Origin of the sequence: Actinomycetospora straminea (assembly GCF_028737255.1) — a bacterium.
GTDB lineage: Bacteria > Actinomycetota > Actinomycetes > Mycobacteriales > Pseudonocardiaceae > Actinomycetospora > Actinomycetospora straminea.
On sequence record NZ_JAQZAN010000003.1, the window covers coordinates 15,904 to 36,247 of the forward strand.

At 76.7% G+C, this 20,344-nt stretch carries 20 protein-coding genes; 9 read left to right on the top strand and 11 right to left on the bottom strand.

Going from position 1 to position 20,344, the window contains the following annotated elements; translation table 11 throughout:
* Positions 1–43: 43 nt before the first annotated feature.
* On the top strand, positions 44–1,150 hold the full coding sequence (locus tag PH190_RS05440) for a DNA glycosylase AlkZ-like family protein (RefSeq protein WP_274230481.1): 1,107 nt from the start codon (positions 44–46) through the stop codon (positions 1,148–1,150).
* Positions 1,151–1,226: 76 nt separating this feature from the next.
* Here PH190_RS05440 and PH190_RS05445 read toward each other — a convergent pair whose 3' ends face one another.
* The 3 genes from PH190_RS05445 to PH190_RS05455 all read right to left on the bottom strand — a co-directional run bounded on the left by PH190_RS05445 (position 1,227) and on the right by PH190_RS05455 (position 3,387).
* On the bottom strand, positions 1,227–1,976 hold the full coding sequence (locus PH190_RS05445) for an SIR2 family NAD-dependent protein deacylase (RefSeq protein ID WP_274230839.1): 750 nt from the start codon (positions 1,974–1,976) through the stop codon (positions 1,227–1,229).
* A gap of 89 nt (positions 1,977–2,065) precedes the next feature.
* Positions 2,066–2,386, bottom strand: a complete 321-nt coding sequence (locus tag PH190_RS05450; RefSeq protein ID WP_274230482.1) for an antibiotic biosynthesis monooxygenase family protein — start codon at positions 2,384–2,386, stop codon at positions 2,066–2,068.
* Between the two features lie 5 nt (positions 2,387–2,391).
* Positions 2,392–3,387: an HhH-GPD family protein gene (locus tag PH190_RS05455; RefSeq protein ID WP_274230483.1), complete on the bottom strand. Its 996-nt coding sequence runs from the start codon at positions 3,385–3,387 to the stop codon at positions 2,392–2,394.
* A gap of 111 nt (positions 3,388–3,498) precedes the next feature.
* Here PH190_RS05455 and PH190_RS05460 point away from each other — a divergent pair, with 111 nt between their 5' ends.
* Positions 3,499–4,533, top strand: coding sequence for a DUF4232 domain-containing protein (locus PH190_RS05460; RefSeq protein WP_274230484.1), 1,035 nt, complete (start codon positions 3,499–3,501; stop codon positions 4,531–4,533).
* On the opposite strand, the gene radA is transcribed toward PH190_RS05460, so the two are convergent.
* Entirely contained in the window at positions 4,517–5,932 is a 1,416-nt protein-coding gene (gene radA / locus PH190_RS05465; protein WP_274230485.1) for a DNA repair protein RadA, read from the bottom strand. The two genes, PH190_RS05460 and radA, sit on opposite strands and share 17 nt — an antisense overlap.
* Before the next feature lie 75 nt (positions 5,933–6,007).
* Positions 6,008–6,550, bottom strand: a complete 543-nt coding sequence (locus PH190_RS05470; protein WP_274230486.1) for a copper chaperone PCu(A)C — start codon at positions 6,548–6,550, stop codon at positions 6,008–6,010.
* A 216-nt stretch (positions 6,551–6,766) separates the two neighbouring features.
* On the opposite strand from PH190_RS05470, the gene PH190_RS05475 reads away from it, so the two are divergent.
* From PH190_RS05475 to PH190_RS05495, 5 genes are all read left to right on the top strand, one after another.
* On the top strand, positions 6,767–7,249 hold the full coding sequence (locus PH190_RS05475) for a CarD family transcriptional regulator (protein ID WP_116707106.1): 483 nt from the start codon (positions 6,767–6,769) through the stop codon (positions 7,247–7,249).
* Between the two features lie 16 nt (positions 7,250–7,265).
* Complete coding sequence (gene ispD / locus PH190_RS05480) at positions 7,266–7,961, top strand: 2-C-methyl-D-erythritol 4-phosphate cytidylyltransferase (RefSeq protein WP_274230487.1); 696 nt, start codon at positions 7,266–7,268, stop codon at positions 7,959–7,961.
* Complete coding sequence (ispF, locus tag PH190_RS05485; protein ID WP_274230488.1) at positions 7,958–8,422, top strand: 2-C-methyl-D-erythritol 2,4-cyclodiphosphate synthase; 465 nt, start codon at positions 7,958–7,960, stop codon at positions 8,420–8,422. Before ispD ends, ispF begins: the two co-directional genes overlap by 4 nt.
* 63 nt (positions 8,423–8,485) lie before the next feature.
* Complete coding sequence (locus tag PH190_RS05490) at positions 8,486–10,231, top strand: PPE domain-containing protein (RefSeq protein WP_274230489.1); 1,746 nt, start codon at positions 8,486–8,488, stop codon at positions 10,229–10,231.
* Entirely contained in the window at positions 10,228–11,049 is an 822-nt protein-coding gene (locus PH190_RS05495; protein WP_274230490.1) for an ESX secretion-associated protein EspG, read from the top strand. Before PH190_RS05490 ends, PH190_RS05495 begins: the two co-directional genes overlap by 4 nt.
* A 92-nt stretch (positions 11,050–11,141) precedes the next feature.
* Here the strand turns inward: PH190_RS05495 and PH190_RS05500 are convergent, their stop codons facing one another.
* From PH190_RS05500 to PH190_RS05510, 3 genes are all read right to left on the bottom strand, one after another.
* Positions 11,142–11,951 (bottom strand): VWA domain-containing protein, encoded by an 810-nt coding sequence (locus tag PH190_RS05500; protein ID WP_274230491.1) that lies wholly within the window; start codon positions 11,949–11,951, stop codon positions 11,142–11,144.
* A 179-nt stretch (positions 11,952–12,130) separates the two neighbouring features.
* Positions 12,131–13,120 (bottom strand): AAA family ATPase, encoded by a 990-nt coding sequence (locus tag PH190_RS05505; RefSeq protein WP_274230492.1) that lies wholly within the window; start codon positions 13,118–13,120, stop codon positions 12,131–12,133.
* A 26-nt stretch (positions 13,121–13,146) separates the two neighbouring features.
* The gene (locus PH190_RS05510) at positions 13,147–14,271 is read right to left on the bottom strand and encodes an NDMA-dependent alcohol dehydrogenase (RefSeq protein WP_274230493.1); all 1,125 of its coding nucleotides are present in this window, start codon (positions 14,269–14,271) and stop codon (positions 13,147–13,149) included.
* Between the two features lie 163 nt (positions 14,272–14,434).
* On the opposite strand from PH190_RS05510, the gene cysS reads away from it, so the two are divergent.
* Together cysS and rlmB are read left to right on the top strand one after the other, a co-directional pair.
* The gene (gene cysS / locus PH190_RS05515) at positions 14,435–15,835 is read left to right on the top strand and encodes a cysteine--tRNA ligase (protein ID WP_274230494.1); all 1,401 of its coding nucleotides are present in this window, start codon (positions 14,435–14,437) and stop codon (positions 15,833–15,835) included.
* Positions 15,836–15,839: 4 nt separating this feature from the next.
* Positions 15,840–16,871 carry a 23S rRNA (guanosine(2251)-2'-O)-methyltransferase RlmB gene (gene rlmB, locus PH190_RS05520; protein WP_274230495.1) on the top strand — a complete coding sequence of 344 codons (1,032 nt, stop codon included), beginning with the start codon at positions 15,840–15,842 and terminating at the stop codon, positions 16,869–16,871.
* Positions 16,872–16,976: 105 nt separating this feature from the next.
* Here rlmB and PH190_RS05525 read toward each other — a convergent pair whose 3' ends face one another.
* The 3 genes from PH190_RS05525 to PH190_RS05535 are packed head-to-tail and all read right to left on the bottom strand — an operon-like array spanning position 16,977 to position 20,334.
* Positions 16,977–18,653, bottom strand: a complete 1,677-nt coding sequence (locus PH190_RS05525; protein ID WP_274230496.1) for an adenylate/guanylate cyclase domain-containing protein — start codon at positions 18,651–18,653, stop codon at positions 16,977–16,979.
* A 41-nt stretch (positions 18,654–18,694) separates the two neighbouring features.
* Complete coding sequence (locus PH190_RS05530; RefSeq protein WP_274230497.1) at positions 18,695–19,540, bottom strand: metal ABC transporter permease; 846 nt, start codon at positions 19,538–19,540, stop codon at positions 18,695–18,697.
* Positions 19,537–20,334 carry a metal ABC transporter ATP-binding protein gene (locus tag PH190_RS05535; protein ID WP_274230498.1) on the bottom strand — a complete coding sequence of 266 codons (798 nt, stop codon included), beginning with the start codon at positions 20,332–20,334 and terminating at the stop codon, positions 19,537–19,539. Before PH190_RS05535 ends, PH190_RS05530 begins: the two co-directional genes overlap by 4 nt.
* Between the last annotated feature and the right edge of the window lie 10 nt (positions 20,335–20,344).

The window sequence follows — 20,344 nt, forward strand, 5'->3', positions numbered from 1 at the left end:
ATCCTGACCGGAGATGTCAGCAGCGGTACGGCAGGCTCACCGCATGGTCGAGACGCTGACCCGCGAGCAGGTCCTGGCGCACCGCGTCGCCGCGCAGGGCCTGCACCGCGACCGGCCGCTGGGGCCCCTGTTCTCGCTGGGTCTGCAGGACGCGGGGCCCACCGCACGGCTCGCGATCGCCGCACGGTCCGACGGCGACCCCGACCCGGTGGCGCTCGGGCTGGTCGACGGTTGGACCCACCGAGGCGCGCCGCACCACCACCCGCCCGCCGAGCGCCCCGCCATCGCCGCAGCCGCGCGTCCCTTCGACGACGCCGACGCGGCGGCGCGCCTGAACTGGAGCGGACCCGAGCAGCGCCGGGTCGGCATCCCCGCCCGCGAGGCGATCGACCGGGCGGCGGACGCGCTCGCCGAGGTCGTCACCGAGCCGATGACCAAGGGTGCCGCCAGCGGCGCGGTGACGGAGCTGCTGCCCGACGCCCTGCTGCGCGACTGCCGCGGCTGCGCCACCGTCCACGTCAACGAGCAGCTCTTCCGGCTCTCGGCGTTCCCGGTCGGCGTCGGCCTCGACCCGACGGGCCGGACGCTGCTGCTGATCCCGCCGCCGCCCGGCTGGGAGCGCCCCGTCGAGGGCGACCCGGCGCGGGCGGCGCGCCTGGTGCTCGACTACCTGCGGGTGCTGGGGCCCGCCGGGCCGCGCGAGGTCGCCGACTTCGTCGGGACGTCGACGGCGGCGTTCGCGCCCGCATGGGAGGCGGCGCTGCCAGAGCTGGTCGAGGTGGCCGTCGAGGGGCGGCCGGCGTGGCTGCCCGCCGACGACCTCGACGCCGCCCTGGCCGCCCCGGACCCCGACGTCGTGCGGTTCCTGCCTCCGCTCGACCCGATGCTGCAGGCCCGCGACCGCCCGCTCCTCGTTCCCGACGAGGCGCTGCGCAAGGACCTCTACAAGATCATCGGTAACCCCGGGGCGCTGCTGGTGGACGGGGAGATCGTCGGCACCTGGCGGCCCCGGGCGTCGGGGAAGAAGCTGACGCTCGAGGTCGCGCCCGTGGTGCCGCTCGCCCCGGACGTGCGGGCGCGCCTCGACGACGAGGCGGAGCGCGTGGCCGCCGCCCGGGGCCTGCGGCCGGCGGGGCTCACGGGGGTCTAAGTTCGCAGCGAACGTGGCGTTCGCTGCTCCTAAGCGAGCAAAGCCCCCGTTGATCATCCGGGGAGCGCGGCGTCGATCACCCGGGAAGCACGGCGTCGACCGCCTCGAGCGTCGCGCGGGCGCCGGCGGCGAGGGCGATACCGCGGCCGTGGCGGATGTCCGGCTCGCGGACGTTGATCCGCACGAGGGCGCCCGACGCCGCGGACGCGAGCTCCGCGTGGCGCCGCACGGTCGGCACGGCGGTGCCCGCGCCCAGCTCGAGGACGACGAGCCGCGACGCGTCCTGCGCGCGCAGCCAGGCCCGGTGCTCGGCCGCCTTCTCGCCGTGGTGTCCGGGCACCCAGGCGCCGTCACCGAACATGAGGATGTTGGGCCGCGTCACGCGCCCGCACCGGGGACACGCGGGCAGCGGCGGGCGGGCGCGCATCGTGTCCTCGTCGATGACGACGTCCACGTCGTCGGCGGGCCAGGTGCCGTCGTGGCAGGGCCGGGTGCACTGCAGCATCCCGATCGCGCCGTGGCACTCGGTGACGACGTCGTCGGCGAACCCGGCCGCCTGGAACGCGCCGTCGACGTTCGAGGTGAACACGCGCACTGGCCGGCGGTCGGCCCACCGCCGCAGCACCGCGAACCCGGCGTGGGGGACCGTGCGCCGGTAGAGGGCCAGGCGGTGGCCGTAGAACCCCCACGCCAGCTCGGGGTCGGCGTCGAAGTGCTCGGGATCGGCGATCTCCTCGAACCGCAGCCCCAGGCGCCGGTAGGGCGGGTAGGCGCGCCAGAAGCCCTCGGGCCCGCGGAAGTCGGGCAGCCCCGAGTCGACGCCCATCCCCGCCCCGGCGCAGACGAGCAGCGCCCCGGCGCCGGCCACCGCCTCCGCCGCGGCGGCGATGAGGGCCGGATCCGGAGCCTGGGGGCTCAGGACTCGCCGCCGCCCTTGCCGACGGACAGCGCGACCTCGAACTGCAGCAGGTCCGCACCCGTCACGACGGGCTGCTGGCGCTGCCCGGCGTGCGCGGCCTCGGCGGCACCGCCACCGCGCCACGCCTCGAACGCCTCGTCGGACTCCCAGCGCGTGTAGACGAAGTAGCGGTGCTCACCCTCGATCGGGCGCAGCAGCTCGTAGCCCAGGAAGCCGGGGGTGTCGAGCATGCTGTCGCCGTGCGCGGCGAAGCGCTTCTCGAGCTCGGGACCGCTGCCCTCGGGGACGTGGATGGCGTTGATCTTCACGACGGCCATGGCCGTCAGCCTACGTCGCCCGCCTCGCCCGGCAGCGCGAAGCGACCGTCGGCCAGCTGCTCGACGAGGCCGTCGACGAGCAGCGAGTCGAGACACCGCGAGCGCTGCGCCGGGTCGGTGAGCCAGGCCTTCTCGAGGGCCTCCGCGGTGACCGGTCCCGGAGCCCCGCGCAGGACGTCGAGCAGCCGCCCGCGCACCTGCCGGTCGGTGCCCGCCCAGGTCTGGGCCTTGGGCACCGGGCCGTCCCACGCCGGGCGCCCCAGCCGCTGCCAGGCGCACAGGCGCACCACCGGGCAGCCGCCGCACCGCGGCCCGCGGGCGACGCACACCGTCGCGCCGAGCTCCATCAGCGCCGCCGACATCGTCGCCGCGTCCTCGTCCCGCGGGGCGGCGAGGGGAGCAGCGAGGGTCACGTCCGCTGCGTCCGACGCAGCGGACGTGACCCTCGCCCCCGGCAGCAGGGCCTCGACGTCCGCGAGGTCCCGCGAGGCGGCCGGCCCGGCCCCGGCGCGCCCGTGGACGGCGCGGGCGACGACGCGGCGGACGTTGGTGTCGACGACCGGCACCCGCTGCCCGTGGGCGAACGCCGCGACCGCGCGGGCGGTGTAGGTGCCGATCCCGGGCAGCGACTCGAGGGTGTCGACGTCGGTGGGCACGACGTCGTCGTGGTCGGCGGCGATGGCCTGCGCGGCCGCGTGCAGGCGCAGCGCCCGGCGCGGGTAGCCGAGCTTGCCCCAGGCCCGCAGCACGTCGGCGGCGGGCGCGGCGGCCATCGCCGAGGGACGGGGCCAGCGCTCGAGCCACGCGCGCCACGGCTCCTCGACCCGCGCCACCGGCGTCTGCTGGAGCATGATCTCGCTCACGAGCACGCCCCACGGCGTCGTCCCGGGGCGGCGCCAGGGCAGGTCGCGGGCGTGCGCACGGAACCACGGGACGAGGACGTCGGCGAGCGGGGTGTCGTCGGCGGCGGGTGCGGCGGCGGCGGACGTGGTGGTGCCCATCGACCGCCGATCCTGCCCCGACCGCCCGCCGTCGCCACCGTCGGGTGAAACGGGCCGGCGACCGCGTGGTGGAGGATCGCCCTGCGCAAGGGCGAACCTACTTTCCGTGACGTGTGGGAGCCGGTCGGACCGCTCGCGCCGTCGGTCTACTGGCGGCGCCGGTTCCTCGCGCTCGGCGTCGTGACCCTCGTGCTCGGCGGGTTCGTCTGGGCCGCGATGGGTCTGGCCGGCGGTGAGCCGGAGCCGGCGACCGTCGAGGCTCGCGCCCGGGCCGCCGCGATGGCCGGGGCGGACCCCGGGAGCAGCGCCGCGGCGGCCGCCTCCGGCACGGACGCGCCGGGTCCGATCGAGGCGGCGCTTCCCGACGCCTCGGTCGACGGCCCGGTCCTGCCCGACGCCTCGGCCCCGCCCGGCGCCCTGCCGGCGCTCCCGACCGCCGGGGCGCTGCCCTCGGAGCCCGGCGCGCCCACCGTCGTCCCGCCGGGCGACGGGCCGGGTCTCGTGCCGACGCCGGTGCCCGACGGCGCGCTGCTCGTGCCCCCGGGCGGCACGGGGTTCCGCGGCTTCCTGCCGCCCGGCGTGCCGACGGGCTCCGCCGGCCCCCTGCTCGCCACGCCGACGACCACGCCGGCCCCGAGCACCCCGGTGCCCTCGACCACCACGCCCCCGACCACCACGCCCCCGACCACCACGCCCCCGAGCACGACGGCCACGACGCCCCCCGAGCCCCCGACCGCCGCCGTCCCCGAGCCCGGCCCGTGCGCCGACGGCGACCTGCGCGTCACCGCCCGCACCGACGCCACGAGCTACCCGGCGGGCAGCAAGCCCGTCCTGAGCCTCGTCGTCACCAACACCGGCGGCGTGCCCTGTGTGCGGGACCTGGACGCCGCGAAGCAGGCGGTGGCCGTGGTCCGCACGCCCGGCGACGGCCTGTGGGGCAGCAACGACTGCTCGCCGGGCGACACCGACGACGTCCGTACGCTCGCGCCGGGCGAGGAGGCCGTGTTCTCGGTGCGCTGGTCGGGCAGGACGTCGATGCCGGGCTGTGCGGGGGAGCGGACGGTCGTGCCGCCGGGGACCTACCAGCTGCTCGCGCGCCTCGACGGCATCGTCAGCGACCCGGTGTCGTTCACCCTCGCGGGCTGAGGTCCGGGTCCTTCTCCAGGGTCGTGCGCATGAGCGCGCCGCGGAGGTCGTCGACCGGGGCGGCCGTCAGCCCCTTCGGGGTGCGGACCTCACCGGGCGGGACGATCGCGCGGCTGATGCCGAGCCGGCCGGCCTCGGCGAGGCGACGCTCGAGGGCCACCACCCGGCGGACCTCGCCGCCCAGCCCGACCTCGCCGATGGCGACGAGCCCCGAGCGCACCGCCTCGCCGTGGTAGGCCGAGGCGATCGCGATGGCGACCGCGAGGTCGGCCGACGGCTCGCGCAGCTTCATGCCGCCGACCGTCGCGACGAAGACGTCCTTGTCGTGCAGGCGCAGCCCGCACCGCTCCTGGAGCACCGCGAGGATCTTGGCGACGCGGCCGCTGTCGAGGTCGGACACCACGCGGCGCGGCGGGGTGTCCGACGGCCGGGTGGCGACGAGGGCCTGCACCTCGGCCATCAGCGGGCGGCGCCCCTCCATCGCCACCGTCACGGTCTGCCCCGCGACCGTGCGCTCGAGGCCACCGGTGAACAGCCCCGACGGGTCGGTGACCTCGGCGATCCCGCGGTCGTTCATCTCGAAGCAGCCGACCTCGTCCGTGGCGCCGAAGCGGTTCTTCAGGCCGCGGACCAGGCGCAACGGCGAGTGCCGGTCGCCCTCGAAGGAGAGCACGACGTCGACGAGGTGCTCGAGCGTGCGGGGACCGGCCACCGCGCCGTCCTTGGTGACGTGCCCGATGAGCACCACGGGCAGGTCGCGCTGCTTGGCGAGCGCGACGAGCGCCGTCGTGACCGTGCGCACCTGAGAGACACCACCCGGCGAGCCCTCGGCCGTCGCGGTGCCGACCGTCTGCACCGAGTCGACCACCAGCAGCTCGGGGTCGACGGCCTCGACGTGGGCCGCGATCTCCTCGAGGTCGCCCGTGGCCGAGAGGAACAGGTGCGGCGCGAGACCCCCGGTGCGCTCGGCTCGCAGGCGCACCTGGCCCGCCGACTCCTCGCCCGTGACGTACAGCACGGTGGCCCCGTCGCGCGCCCGGCGGGCCGCGACCTCGAGCAGCAGCGTCGACTTGCCCACCCCCGGCTCGCCCGCGAGCAGCACGACCACCCCGGGCACGAGACCGCCGCCCAGCACGCGGTCGAGCTCGCCGACACCCGTCCGACGGGCCGTCGCGGTCTCGAGGTCGACCTGCCCGATCTGGCGGACCGGGCTGGCCGGGCGCGCCGCGGGAGTCGGCGCGACGCCGGGGCGTCCGCTGCGCCCCGCGGCTGGGGACGTGTCGGGGGCCTCCTCGACCGTGCCCCAGCCGCCGCAGTCGGGGCAGCGGCCGACCCACTTCGCGGCGGTGTGGCCGCAGGCGGTGCACTCGAAGCGGGCGGCGCGGGCGCGTGACGTCACGGGGGGCACCGTAGGACGGACCCCCGACAGTGCCGGGACGCGCGGCCGAGGCGTGCGCGGTTGTCGGCCCGGGGATCAGCCCACGGACGGGCCGGCGCCGACGACGATCGTCGGCACGGTGACGGCCCCGGCGCGCTCGAAGGTGAAGGTCACGGCGTAGGTCGGGCCGGGACGCAGCTGCTGGGTGACACCGGTGAGCGCGATGCGCATGGCGCCGGCGAGGCGGGTGTCGAGGCTGCCGGGACCGATCGGCACCGGCTCGGCGCCGACCATCCGCACGGCGTTCTCGGCGGGCAGCGCGAGCTGGCCCTCGGGGCGGGCGCCGACCGCGTAGGGCGTCGACACCGACACGAGACGGTCGGCCGTGGCGCCCTGGTTGATGAGCGTGCCGCGCACGAAGATCTCACCGCCCGCCGGGACGGACTCGGCCGGCCCGGCGTCGAGGGAGACGTCCTGGAGGACGATGTCCCCCACCTGGCCGCGTGCACCCGCCGCCTGGGAGACGATCGTGTCGGTCTGGGTGACGGCCCCGGCGCTGCACCCGGCGAGCGCGAGGGCCGCGGTGAGCAGGGTCGCGACGACGATCCCGGGTCGGGGCCCGCGCGGGCGGCGGCTCATGGGTCCGGGTGTCCTCTCGGGTGGGGGCGGTCTCCAGACGGCGTGCGACACCCTAGTACCCGCGGGGCGTCCCGGCCGTCCGGGCGACGGCCCTGACCGGGAAGCACGCGCCCCGGCGAGTTGTCAAGTCCCTGACCTGCGAAGACGGCGCAATCCCCTGCAATGCCCGTGCGTCGGACGTGTTAATCTGGATGCAGCGAAAGGGGCTCGGGACACATGGTTTTCAAGGTCGGCGAGACCGTCGTCTACCCGCACCACGGTGCCGCACTCATCGAGGCCATCGAGACCAGGACGATCAAGGGCGAGGAGAAGAAGTACCTCGTCCTCAAGGTTGCCCAGGGCGACCTGACCGTCCGGGTCCCCGCGGACAACGCCGAGATCGTCGGTGTCCGCGACGTCGTGGGCCAGGAGGGTCTGGACCGGGTGTTCGAGGTGCTGCGTGCGCCGCACACCGAGGAGCCGACCAACTGGTCGCGCCGGTACAAGGCGAACCTCGAGAAGCTCGCGTCGGGCGACGTGAACAAGGTCGCCGAGGTCGTCCGCGACCTGTGGCGCCGCGAGAAGGACCGCGGCCTGTCCGCGGGCGAGAAGCGGATGCTGGCGAAGGCGCGCCAGATCCTGGTCAGCGAGCTGGCGCTGGCGGAGGGCACCGACGAGGTGGCCGCCGAGTCGCTGCTCGACCAGGTCCTGGCCTCCTGAGGGGCGTCCCGGGTCGGTGACCGTCGCGGCGATCGTGCCGGCGGCGGGACGCGGTGAACGGCTCGGCCTCGGCCGGCCGAAGGCGCTCGCGGTCGTGGGTGGTCTGACGTTGGTGGCGCGCGCCGTCGACGGGCTCGTCGAGGGCGGGGTGGAGACGGTCGTCGTCGTCGCCCCGCCCGGTGACGAGGACGCGATGCGTGCGGCGCTCGGGTCGCGGCGCGCCGTGGTCGTCCCCGGCGCCGACGACCGCGTCGGCTCCGTCGCCGCGGGTCTCGACGCCCTGCCCGCCGACGTCGACGTGGTGCTCGTGCACGACGCGGCGCGGTGCCTGTGCCCGCCCGAGGTGGTGCGCGCCGTCGTCGACGCCGTCCGGGCGGGCCACCGTGCCGTGGTGCCGGTCACGGCCGTGGCGGACACCCTCCGGCGCACCGACCCCACGGGCGTCGTCACCGGCCTCGTCGACCGCACCGGCCTCGCGGCCGTCCAGACGCCCCAGGGCTTCGACCCGGCGACGCTGCGGGCCGCGCACCGCCGCGCCGGTGAGCGGCGCGCCGCGGGCGGACCCGTCGTCGCCACCGACGACGCCGGCCTCGCCGAGGACCTCGGCGTGGGCGTCGTCACGGTCCCGGGCGACCCGCGCGCGTTCAAGGTGACGACGCCGCTGGACCTCGTGATGGCGGAGGCGCTGGTGGCGACGGTGGAGCACGCGTGAGGGTCGGCATCGGGACCGACGTGCACCCGGTCCGCGCCGGCGTGCCGTGCTGGGTGGCCGGGCTGTTCTGGGAGGGCGTCGACGGCTGCGCCGGGCACTCCGACGGCGACGTCGCCGCGCACGCCCTGTGCGACGCGGTGCTCTCGGCCGTGGGGCTCGGGGACCTCGGCGCGGTGTTCGGCACCGGGCGCCCGGAGTGGGCCGGAGCGTCCGGGGTGCGGCTCCTGGAGGAGGTCCGCGCGCTGGTCGGCGCGGAGGGTTGGGTGCTGGGGAACGCGGCGGTCCAGGTGATCGGCAACGCGCCGAAGATCGGCACCCGCCGCGACGAGGCGCAGGCGGCGCTGTCCGCGGCCCTCGGCGGGCCGGTGGCGGTGTCGGGAACGACGTCCGACGGGCTGGGGCTCACCGGCCGCGGCGAGGGACTCGCGGCCGTCGCGACGGCGATGCTGCGGCCCGCCTGACTTTCCCGGAACCGCACCCACGCCCCGCTGCGTCTTCCTACGATCGCCGCGAGGAGGTGACCGGTGGCCCAAGGCGCCCCACCGTTCGGGACCAACTGGTACGGCGTGCCGCACCAGGTGATCTGGGACGCCCTGAGCGCGGGTCCCGGCTCGCCCGGCTTCCACGACGCGGGCGCGCGGTGGAACGAGCTGGCCGACCGGATGGTCGCGGTCACCGACGCGGTCGGCCGCGCCAACACCACGCTCGGCGTCGCGTGGACCGGGGACGCGGCGCTGTCCGCGCAGGAGCGCGTGGAGCCCCTGCGGCCGTGGATCGACCAGGCCCGGGGGCTCGCGACGGCGGTGCGGGGGATCGGCGACCAGCAGGGCGCCCACCTGCAGGCCGCCCGCGCCGAGATCGTGGACGGCAAGGAGCGGCCCGCGGACGGGTCGGCGTGGGACGCCGCGGTCAGCGGCTACCTCGAGGGGCCGCTGCTCGCGCCGGTCCCGGCGGTCGGGGGCGGCGCGCTGCCGGGCGGGGGCGTCGACGTCCTCGCCCGGGTGGTCGAGCAGCAGGCCGCCCAGTTCATGGCGCAGCGGGCGATGGAGACCTACCAGGGCGCCAGCGGCGACGCGATGAGCACGCTGCCCCAGTTCGCCGGCCCGCAGGCCACCGGTGTGACGCCGGCCGCCCTGCCGCCCGCGCCACCGGTGACGGCCGGCGCCGAGGGCGTGTTCGGCGTGCCCGGCGGGGTGGGTGGCGGCGCCGGCGTGCCGGGTGGCGGCGGGGTCGGCGGTGGCACGGGTGCCGTGCCCGGCGGCGTTCCCGGTCCGCTCCCGGGCGGTGGCGCGGGTGCCGGGGGTGGCGGTGCTGGCGGCTCGTCTCCCGGGTCCACGACGGCGACGGGTGTGCCCGGTGTCCCGGGCTCGCCGGGGAGCCCGGCGACGGGTGGCGCCGGTGCCGGCGGCGTGCCGGGCGGGGCGGGCCCCGGGGGTGTTGTCCCTGGTGGCCCAGGTGGCGCGGGGACGGGTGGTGCGGGCGCCGGGGACGGCGTGGTGCCTCCCGCGGGCGCCGTGCCGGGCGGCGGCGCGGGCGGTGCGGGACGCGTGCCGCCGGGGACGAGGCCCGGGTCGACGCCCGGCTCCGTCCCGGGCTCGACGGGCGCGGGTCGCGTCCCGGGCGTCCCGGGGCTCCCCGGCGGCCCGGGCGCGGGGCGGGCCGGGGGAGCCGGTGGCGTCCCGGGTGCGAGCGGCCTGCCGGGACCGAGCGGCGTGCCCGGCTCGAGCGGTGTGCCCGGCTCGAGCGGACTGCCGGGCTCGGGCGGTGTGCCCGGCTCGAGCGGAGTGCCGGGGTCGGGCGGGGTGCCGGGCTCGGGTGGCGTCGGCGGTGCCCGGCCGGGCACGGCGGTCGGTGCCGGGGAGGTGGGCAGCCGGCCGGGTGGAGGTCTCGGCGGCGGAGTCGGCGGCGGTCTCGGCGGCGCACCCGGGGGTGGTCTCGGCGGCGCGGGCGGTGGTGCCGGGAGTGGTGCCGGGAGTGGTGGCGGGAGTGGTGCCGGGAGTGGCGGCGTCGGGGCCGGTGAGCCGGGTCCGGGCGCGCGGGTCGGCGCCGGTGGGGGGGCCGCCGCGGAGGCCGCGGTGGCGCGCACGGCCGGGGCGGCGGCCGCGGCCGAGGGCCGCGGCGGCGCGGTGCCGATGATCCCGCCCGCGGGCATGGTCGGCGGTCCGGGCGGCGACGGCCAGCGACGGCGTCCCGACTACCTCGCCGAGGACGACCCCGACGCCATCGCCGGCGCGCTCCCCGCCACCACGCCCCCGGTGATCGGCGAGTGAGGGGCGTCCTGCCGATGACGCTGGGCTCGCGGTTCGCGGGCGCCCGGCTCGACGTCGGTCAGTACGTCGCGCTCTGGCGCCACCTCGGGTTCGACGCGCGCCCGGCCGCCCTGCACGTCCTCGACCACGGTCGCACCTACGCCGAGCGCGACGCCCTCGACGCCGCGGCCTGGCGGCGCCTCGCGGCGCAGGGGCTGCTCGACGACCGCGGCGCGCCCGACCCGGGTCTCGCCGACGCCCTCGGGGTCCTCGCCCGCCCGGCCTGCGAGCTCGACGTCGTGGTGCTCGCCGACGGGCACGCCGCGCAGCCGACGCTCGCGGCCGCCCGCGGGACCCTCGGCGTCGTCGCCCGCCTCGACACCGAGGGACTGCTCCTCGAGACCGTCGACCCGCACGACCTCGCCGGCGCCCTGCTCGCCCGCCTCCCCGACGCGCGCGCCGCGCCCGGGGTGCCGATGTCGCTGCCCGCCGACGCCCTGTTCGGCCCGGGCCTGACCCTCGACGACCGCTGCCGCCGGGTCCGGCGCGCCGGCGCGTCCGCGCACCACGTCGAGCGCCTGCGGGCGCTGTGGGCGCGCACCCCGGACCGCGCCATGACCTTCGGGGTGACCGCCCGCGACGCCGACGGCGTGCCGCGCCGGGGTCCGCGCACCGTCACCGTGCTCGACACCGAGGTCGGCCGCGTCGCCTGGGGTCTCGACGCCGGCGGTCGCCGGGTCCTCGTCCACCCGATCGACCGGCCGCGGCTGCGCCACGAGCTCGCGGCCCTGCTCGACGGCCACGCCACCGACGTCGTGCGCCGTCGCGGGTCGGCGTAGCAGCCCCCGCGGACCGCGACGATCCGGCGAAGGGCACCCCTCGCCCATCTCTCCGACCGACGGTGCCCTTCGCTCAGACACCGCGTCCGCCCCTACCGCAGCACCGCGCGCACCGCCGCCGGGGCGTCCGAGGGCTTGAACAGCGGCACCGACCGCCCGCCCCCGGCCGCGGCGAGGCGCGCGCAGGAGATCCGGGCCTCGTCGTCGTCGACCGTCACGAGCGTGTGCACCCGCGCCGGTCCCGACGCGCCGGCGACGGGCGCGGGGTCCTCGCCCTCGTTCCACGCCCCGTCGGTGAGGACGATGACGTCGGCGTGCGGCACCCGCGCCGCGGTGGCCTGGGCGAGCGCGGTGCGCAGGCCGAGCGCGAGGTCGGTGGTGGAGCCGCCGCGCAGGTCGAGCAGCGCGTCGAGCACCGCCGACGCGGGGGCGGGGGAGTGCAGGTGGCGCAGCAGCACCGCCCGCGACCAGAACGCCACGACGGCGAGCTCGTCGTCGGTGCGCAGGCCCGCGGCGAGCGCGCCGGCCGTCGTCACCGCTGTCGTCAGCGGCTTGCCGGCCACCGACCCCGAGGCGTCGACGAGCAGCACGATCGCCCGCCCCGGGGAGCGCCAGCCGCGCCAGCGCAGGTCCTCGGCGCGGATGGGGCGGTGCTCCAGGGACCGTTCGAGGGTGGCGTCGAGGTCCAGGTCGAGGCCGTCGCCGGCGACGGTCGCGAGCCGGCTCGACCCCCGCCGCTCCGTCTCGCCCGCGCGCGCCGGCGGCACGAGCAGGCGCACCGCGAGCCGCCGGGCCGCCGCGCGCAGGGCGGGGTCGGTGGCGCGGGCGAGGTCGGCGAGGAGGTCGACGGTGGCGTCGGGGTCCTCCTCGTAGGCGCCCGACACCGCGGCCTCGTCGAGCACCCCGACCGTCGGGGTGACCTGCTCGAGGTCGTCGTGGCGTCGCTGCAGGTCGGCGCGGGTCTCGGTGCGCCGGGACTGGTCCCGCAGGAGCTCCTCGACCTCCTTGGGGTCGGTGACGACGCGCGGCGGTGCCCCGGGCGAGCGGCCCGACCCGGGCGGGGGCGGCGCCGCGTCGGGGCTCAGGCTTTTCCCGGGTCACCGTCCTCGGAGCCGAACTCGTCGACCGGCGCGCTCGCCGCCCACAGCTCGGCGACGACCTCCTCGACCGTGCGCGTCGAGCCCTCGAGCAGCTGCACCCGTCCGGACAGCGCGGCCAGCGCGGCGTCGGTGCCCGTCGTCTCCGCGGCCGGGGCGAGGCGGCCCGCGAGCGGCACGTCGCGCAGCTCGGCGAGCGAGGCGGCGACGGCGACGAGGTCGAGCGCGCCGCGCACCGACGAGCCCAGCCGCAGGTCCCGGTGCTCCCGCGTCGCCCGCGTCGCCCGGACCGCGCGCTCCACGAACGCCGCGTCGACGACGCCGTGGTCGCGGCGCACGATCGCGGTCTCCTCCTCGGCGCTCTGGTGGGCGAACCCGACACGGCAGGAGCGGTCGTAGAGCGCGGGGGTGATGCGCCCGGTGCCGACGGCGTCCGAGGGGTTCATGGCCGCGACCAGCCGGAAGCTCGGCGCGGCGTCGACGACCCCGAGGCGCGGCACGTGCAGGCGCCGCTCGGAGAGCACGCCGAGCAGCACGTTGAGCGTCTCCTCGGGGACGCGGTTGAGCTCCTCGACGTAGAGCAGGGCGCCCGTGGTCAGGGCGCGCACGAGGGGGCCGGGCACGAAGTTCTCGGGCCGGTAGTCCTCGGTGAGCACGCGGGAGGGGTCGTGGTGGCCGACGAGGCGCGCCGGGGACAGCTCGGCGTTGCCCTCGACGAGCTCGAGGCCGACGCCGGCGCCCTCGGCGAGCGCGCGCAGCAGGGTCGTCTTGCCGGTGCCCGGCGGGCCCTCGAGCAGGATGCTGCGCCCGGCGGCGAGCGCGGCGGCGATGACCTCCGACTCGCGCACGCGCCCGACGACGCGCGCGCGGGACGCGTCGATCATCGCGCGCACCGGGAGGGGGCCGGCGGTGGGCAGACCGGGGACGGCCCCGGCGTCCACGAGGGACACCGGGGCCGCGGAACCGTTCGTCACGGGTGTCGGATACCTCGGATCGGGGTTCAGTCGAAGACCACGACGCCGCGGATGTTCTTGCCCGCGTGCATGTCCTCGTAGCCCTGGGCGATCTCGTCGATCTTGTAGCGCTTGGTGACCAGCTCGTCGAGCTTGAGCTTGCCGGCGTTGTAGAGGTCGAGCATGCGCGGGATGTCGGCCTTCGGGTTCGACGAGCCGAACAGCGCGCCCTTGAGCTGCTTCTCGAACAGGGTCAGCTCGCCGATCGGGATCGGCACCCCGATCTCGGTGATGTCGCCGAGGCCGGTGACGACGACCGTGCCCTGCTTGCGGATCGCGGCGAACGCCTCGCCCACGTGCTCGGGCTTGGTGATGCCGATGGTGACGAGCGCGGAGTCGGCGCCCTGGCCGTTGGTGAAGCCCTTGGCGATCTCGGTGGCCTCCTCCATCGACTCGACCGCGTGGGTCGCGCCGAGCTCGAGGGCCTTCTCGCGCTTGAACGCGACCGGGTCGACCGCGATGACGTTGGCCGCGCCCGCGTGCGCGGCGCCCTGGACGGCGTTGGCGCCGATGCCGCCGATGCCCTGGATGATCACCGTGTCGCCCGGGCTCACCGCGGCGGCGTTGACCGCCGTGCCCCAGCCGGTGCCGACCGAGCAGCCGAGCAGGCAGGTGACCTCGAGGTTGGTGTCCTGCGGGACCTTGATCGCCGAGTCGACGGCGACGGTCGTGTACTCGCTGAAGGTCGAGATGCCGCACATCTGGCCGACGTTGCTGCCGTCCTCGAGGTGCAGGCGGGTGGAGTCCTCCTCCCAGCGGGTGCCCGCGAGGAGGTTCGCCCCGAGGTCGCAGAGGTTGGAGTGGCCGGTCGCGCACCAGCGGCAGTGTCCACAGGCCGGCAGGAACGAGAAGAGGACCTTGTCGCCGACCTCGAAGCCCTTGGTGTTCGGGCCGACCGACTCGACGATGCCGCCGCCCTCGTGGCCGCCGGCGAACGGGTAGGTGCCGACGGGGATGTCACCGGTGGCGATGTGGTCGTCGGAGTGGCACAGACCCGAGGCGACCATCTTCACCCGGATCTCGTCCTGCCGCGGGTCGTCGACCTGGATCGTCGCCGTCTCGTACTTGCCGGGGGCCTGACGGACGAGAGACGTCCGGCACGTGATGGACAACGCTGACCACTCCTCGCGTAGCGAAACCGTCGAATGACTGGCGCGACTCTATGTCTGTCCTCACACCTTGGGAAGGGGCTTCCCGAACGATCGATCGGTTGGCGAGGAGGCGAGTCCCGACGTCTCGGCGAGGGCGGATCCGGCGTTCCGTAGGATCCGGGCGGTGAGCCTGCACCTGTACGACACCGCACGACGCGAGCTGCGGGAGTTCCGTCCGCAGCGCGCCGGTACGGCGTCGATGTACGTGTGCGGTGCGACCGTCCAGGGCGTGCCCCACGTCGGGCACGTGCGGTCGGGTCTCGACTTCGACGTGCTGCGCCGCTGGCTCACGCACACCGGCTACGACGTGCTGCTCGTCCGCAACGTCACCGACATCGACGACAAGATCCTCACCAAGGCCGAGGCCGCCGGCCGGCCCTGGTGGGAGTGGGCGGCGACGCACGAGCGCGCGTTCGCCGCGGCGTACGACGCGCTGGGCTGCCTGCCGCCGTCGATCGAGCCGCGCGCGACCGGTCACGTCACCGAGATGATCGAGCTCATCGAGCGGCTCATCGAGCGCGGGCACGCCTACGCGGCCGGCGGCGACGTCTACTTCGCGGTGTCGACGTGGCCGTCGTACGGCGAGCTGTCGGGCCAGCGCCTCGAGGAGATGGAGCAGGGCGAGGGTGCGGACCCGCGCGGCAAGCGCGACCCCCGCGACTTCACGCTGTGGAAGGCGGCCAAGCCGGGCGAGCCCGACTGGCCGACGCCCTGGGGTCGCGGGCGCCCCGGCTGGCACCTCGAGTGCTCCGCGATGGCCACGCGCTACCTGGGCCCGCGCTTCGACATCCACGGCGGCGGGCTCGACCTCGTCTTCCCGCACCACGAGAACGAGCTCGCGCAGTCGCGCGCCGCGGGCGACGGGTTCGCCGAGTACTGGCTGCACAACGCCTGGGTGACGATGGCCGGGGCGAAGATGTCGAAGTCGCTCGGCAACACGCTGACCATCCCCGCCGTGCTCGAGCGGGTGCGCCCGGTGGAGCTGCGCTACTACCTCGTCGCGCCGCACTACCGCTCGACGCTGGAGTACTCCGAGGAGGCGCTGGGCGAGGCGGCCGCGGCGTACCACCGCATCGAGTCGTTCGTGCACCGCGTGCACGACCGCGTCGGCGCCGTGCCGGTCGGGCGGGTGAGCGACGCGTTCGCGGCCGCCCTCGATGACGACGTCGCCACGCCCGCGGCCCTCGCCGAGGTCCACGAGACCGTCCGCCGGGGCAACGCCGCGCTCGACGCCGGGGCACGCGACGAGGCGCTGGCGCTCGCCAGCGCGGTCCGGGCGATGACCGGCGTCCTCGGGCTCGACCCCGTCGTCTGGGCGGAGGCCGCCGGCGCCGGCGGAGCGGGGGACGCCGCCCGCCAGGCCCTCGGCTCGCTGGTCGACGCGCTGCTCGAGCAGCGCACCCGCGCGCGGGCCGAGCGCGACTTCGCCCGCGCCGACGCCCTGCGCGACGAGCTGACCGCCGCCGGCGTCGTCGTCGAGGACACCGCCGACGGACCCACCTGGACCCTCAAGGACGGTGCGTAGCGCCATGGCCGGCAACTCCCGCCGCCCCGGGGCCCGTCGCAACCCGGGCTCGAAGAAGGGTCCGACGAAGGGCTCGGGCGGCAAGGGCCGTAGGAGCCTGGAGGGCAAGGGCCCGACCCCGCCCGCCGAGAAGCGCCCGAACCACAAGGCCTACCGCTCGGACGGCGCGTCGTCCTCGACGTCGCGGAGCTCGGCGACCCGCCGGCCCGCCGGCGACGAGCGCGGCCCCGCCCGTCGCGGCCCGTCGCGGCGCGAGGACCCGGACGGCCCGCAGGTCGTGCTCGGTCGCAACCCCGTGGTCGAGAGCCTGCGCGCGCACAGCCCGGCGACCGCGCTCTACGTCGCGCAGAACATCGACGTCGACGACCGCGTGCGCGAGGCGATCAAGATGGCGTCCGAGCGGGGCATCTCGGTGCTCGAGGTCCCGCGCGGCGACGTCGACCGGATGGCCGACGGCGCCCTGCACCAGGGGCTCGCGCTCGCGGTGCCGGCGTTCGAGTACCTGCACCCCGACGACCTGCTCGAGGAGGCGCGCCAGCGGGCGCACCTGGCGCGGGTCGAGCCGCTGCTCGTGGCGCTCGACGGCGTGCAGGACCCCCGCAACCTCGGTGCGGTGCTGCGCTCGGCGGCGGCGTTCGGCGCGCACGGGGTGCTGCTACCGCTGCGCCGCTCGGTCGGCGTGACGCCGGTGGCCTGGCGGACCTCGGCGGGTGCCGCCGCGCGCGTGCCCGTCGGGCGCGCGACGAACCTGTCGCGGACCCTGACCAGCTGGCTCGACGAGGGCCTCGTCGCGGTCGGGCTGGACGGCGAAGCGGGCACCGACATCGACCACCTCGACGACGTCGCCGGCCCCGACGCCGCCCGCGGTCCGCTGGTGCTGGTCGTGGGCTCGGAGGGCAAGGGCCTGTCGCGCCTCGTGCGCGAGACCTGCACGGGCGTGGTGTCGATCCCCATGGCGGGCGACGTGGAGTCGCTCAACGCCTCGGTGGCCGCCGGCGTGGCCCTGGCCGAGGTCGCGAGGCGCCGGCGCGGCTAGGGAGTGGCAGCGAACGGGCGGCTCGCTGCCTCTACGCGCCGGAACTCCCCGTTCGCTCGCGGACCTCCACGAGCGGGGTTCTGGCGGCGGGCGCCCCTCGCCCGTCTATCCGAGCGACGGGGCCCGTCGCTCGGCATCCTGGCGCGCGTCCCCGTGCCGCGCCTCGGCACCCTCGTCCGAACCCGGCCCCGCGCCCGACCCCGCGCACGCGCCGGCATGCTCGCGCGGCACGGCGAGGTCGGTCTCGCCCTCGCGGCCGCGCAGGACGCGGGCGTCGATGACCTGCCAGCGGTCGGCCTCGTCGCCCGCCCGGGACAGCGCCGCGCCGGACGCCAGGACGCAGCCGTCGATCTCCTTCGCCGCCTCGGTGAGCCGGGCCGCCTCGTTCACCGGGTCGCCGATCACCGTGTACTCGTAGCGCCGCGTGTCGCCGATGTTGCCCGCGACCGCCTCGCCCGCCGACACCCCGATGCCCGCGGAGATGCCGTCGAGCTCGGTGGCGATCCGCCGCGAGAGCTCGCGCCCCGCGCGCAGGGCGCAGCCGGCGGCGTCGTCGAGCGCGGTCGGCGCCCCGAACACAGCGAGCGCGGCGTCGCCCTCGAACTTGTTGATCCAGCCGTCGTGCTGCTCGACGACGTCGATGACCACGGCGAAGAACCCGTTGAGCATCTCGACGACCTCCTGCGGCGGGCGGGAGGCGGCGAGCCGCGTCGACCCGACGAGGTCGACGAACAGCACGGCGACCTCGCGGACCTCGCCGCCGAGCTCGACGTCGTTCTCCAGCGCGGTCCGCGCGACGTCCTCGCCGACGTGCCGCCCGAACAGGTCGCGCACCCGCTCGCGTTCCCGCAGCCCCGCGACCATCGTGTTGAAGCCGGCCTGGAGCAGCCCGAGCTCGGTGGTGTCGAAGACGGGGACCTCGGCGTCGTAGTCGCCGTCCTCGACCCGTCGCTGGGCGCGGCGCACGGCGAGCACGGGCGCGGCGGTCGAGGCCGCCGTGAGCACGGTGACGAGGAAGCCGACGACGAGCGCCACCCCGCCCAGCACGAGCACCACCAGGGCCAGCCGGTCGGTGGTGTAGCCGCCGAACGCCAGCGACGCCACGGCCGCCAGCAGCACGCCGACCAGCGGCACCGCCGTCCCCACCGCCCACGAGCCCACCGACCGCAGCGCGACGCCGGGCAGCACGCGGCCCTCGGGCGGCTTGTCGTTGAGCACCCGGGCGACCTCGCGGCGCAGCACCCGCTCGACGAGGCGGTAGGTCACCGCGACGGTCGCGACCCCGCCCAGCCCGACCGTGATCCCCACCGACACCCCCAGCCGCGGGCTGGAGAAGACGTTGATGAGCACGAACAGCACGAGCGCCGCCAGCCACAGCACCGTCTGCACCGTCGCGAGCCGCAGCGGCCCGCGCAGCACCACCCGGCGCACGCGCTTGCGGTGGCGGCGCACGGCGGCCTGGTCGGCGCCGGGCCCGGGCGCGCGCGGCACGCGCATCCGGAAGTGCCCCCAGACCGAGCCGACGACCACCGCGGCGAGCAGGTAGGCCCCGAACGCGACGAGGTTGCGCATCAGCGCGCCGGGGTCGTCCTCGACGAGCTCACCGAGCGGGAGCACCCAGGCGGCGACGACGAGCACGACGCCCGCGCCGACGATGTTGGGGGTGACGACGACGAGCGCGAGCGCCACCCGCGTCACCAGGCGCAGGCCGCGATCCTGGGAGCGGTCCTGGGAGCGGTCGGGGGTGTCGGCGTCCTCGGCAGCCCTGCCGCGCTGGGACATGCGCGGACTCTAGCGTCGCCCCGTCACCCGGACAGCGCAGCTCACGCGGTGGTGACGGCGACGCGTCGCCGGGTCCGCAGCGCGCCCAGGGCCCGGCAGACCAGGTAGATCGCGAAGGCGATCGAGGCGACGAACGGGCTGATCGGCAGCCCGGCGTCCAGCGACGCGACGATCCCGCCGATCACCGCGACCTCGGCGAACACCACCGCGAGCACCGAGGCCAGGGTGGGCGACGCCGTCACCTGTGCGGCCGCGGCCGGCGGCGTGATGAGCAGGCAGAGCACGAGCAGGGCGCCGACGATCTGCACGCCCAGCGCGACCGTGACGCCCAGCAGCACCGCGAAGACGATCGACAGCGCCCGCACCGGCACCCCGCGGGCGGCGGCCATGTCGGGGTCGAGGCTCGCGAACAGCAGCGGCCGGCGGACCACCGCCAGCACCCCGAGCACGACCACCCCGACCACGGTCAGCGTCAGCACGTCGCCGACGTCGACCCCGACGATCTGGCCCACGAGCAGGCCGAACTTGTTCGCCGACCGACCGGTGTAGAGCGCCTGGAACAGCACCCCGAGCCCGAGGCCGAACGACAGCAGCACGCCGATCACCGAGTCCCGCTCCCGCTGCGCCCGCCCGAGCGCACCGAACAGCAGCGCGACCAGCACCGCACCGACCAGCGCGCCCCACCCGATCGCCTCGGTGCCGAACACCAGCAGCGCGCCCGCCCCGCCGGCGAACGCGAGCTCGGCGGTGCCGTGCACCGAGAACGCCATCCCGCGGCCCACCACGAGCGGCCCGAGCAGCCCCGCGAGCACGGCCAGCACGACGCCCGCGACGAGGGCGTTGCGGACGAAGTCGAGCGCCAGCAGGTCGAGCAGGGAGTACGTCACCGCGGCCCGCCCCCGGTGTGCACGAGGCGGTCCTCGGCGCCGACGACGACGATGCGGTCGCGCACGCGCACCACGTCGACGTCGGTGCGGTAGAGCTCGGAGAGCGTCTCGGAGGTCATGACCTCGTCGGGCGTGCCGATCCGGAACTGCCCGTCGACGAGGTAGAGCACCCGGTCGGTGACGGGCAGGACCGGGTTGAGCTCGTGGGTCACGAACACGATCGCGGTGCCGCGGTCGCGGCGGCGGCGCTCGAGCAGGTCGACGACCGCCCGCTGGCGGGCCAGGTCCAGCGAGTGCAGCGGCTCGTCGGCCAGCAGCAGGCCGGGGTCCCCGACGAGCGCCTGTGCGATCCGCAGCCGCTGCTGCTCGCCGCCGGACAGCGCGCCCACCGGCGCGTCGGCGAGGTCGAGGGCGTCGACCTGCAGCAACGCCTCGCGGACCTTCCGGGCCCGCTCGGCGCGTCCGCGGAACGGCAGGCCGAAGCAGTGGCCGTCGAGACCCAGCCCGACCAGGTCGCGGCCACGCAGCGGGGTGAGCGCGTCCATGCTCGTCTGCTGCGGGACGTACCCGACGTCCGCGCTGCCCCGCCGCGGCGCCCGCCCGGCCACCTCGCACGTGCCCGCCGCGAGCGGCAGCAGCCCGAGCAGCACGGTCAGCAGCGTCGTCTTCCCGGAGCCGTTGGGGCCCAGGACGGTGACGAACTCGCCGGGCGCGACGTCCAGGTCGAGCCCGGTCCAGAGCGTGCGCCCCCCGCGGCGGACCTCCGCACCGGACAGGCGGATGGACGGCGTCATCCCTCGAACC

Bases quoted from the DNA above. Each gene is read 5' to 3' on its own strand.
- PH190_RS05535 (WP_274230498.1), bottom strand. From the start codon at position 20,334: ATGACGCCGTCCATCCGCCTGTCCGGTGCGGAGGTCCGCCGCGGGGGG.
- PH190_RS05475 (WP_116707106.1), top strand. From the start codon at position 6,767: ATGGTTTTCAAGGTCGGCGAGACCGTCGTCTACCCGCACCACGGTGCC.
- PH190_RS05455 (WP_274230483.1), bottom strand. From the start codon at position 3,387: ATGGGCACCACCACGTCCGCCGCCGCCGCACCCGCCGCCGACGACACC.
- PH190_RS05440 (WP_274230481.1), top strand. From the start codon at position 44: ATGGTCGAGACGCTGACCCGCGAGCAGGTCCTGGCGCACCGCGTCGCC.
- PH190_RS05525 (WP_274230496.1), bottom strand. From the start codon at position 18,653: ATGTCCCAGCGCGGCAGGGCTGCCGAGGACGCCGACACCCCCGACCGC.
- PH190_RS05450 (WP_274230482.1), bottom strand. From the start codon at position 2,386: ATGGCCGTCGTGAAGATCAACGCCATCCACGTCCCCGAGGGCAGCGGT.
- PH190_RS05445 (WP_274230839.1), bottom strand. From the start codon at position 1,976: ATGGGCGTCGACTCGGGGCTGCCCGACTTCCGCGGGCCCGAGGGCTTC.
- PH190_RS05470 (WP_274230486.1), bottom strand. From the start codon at position 6,550: ATGAGCCGCCGCCCGCGCGGGCCCCGACCCGGGATCGTCGTCGCGACC.
- rlmB (WP_274230495.1), top strand. From the start codon at position 15,840: ATGGCCGGCAACTCCCGCCGCCCCGGGGCCCGTCGCAACCCGGGCTCG.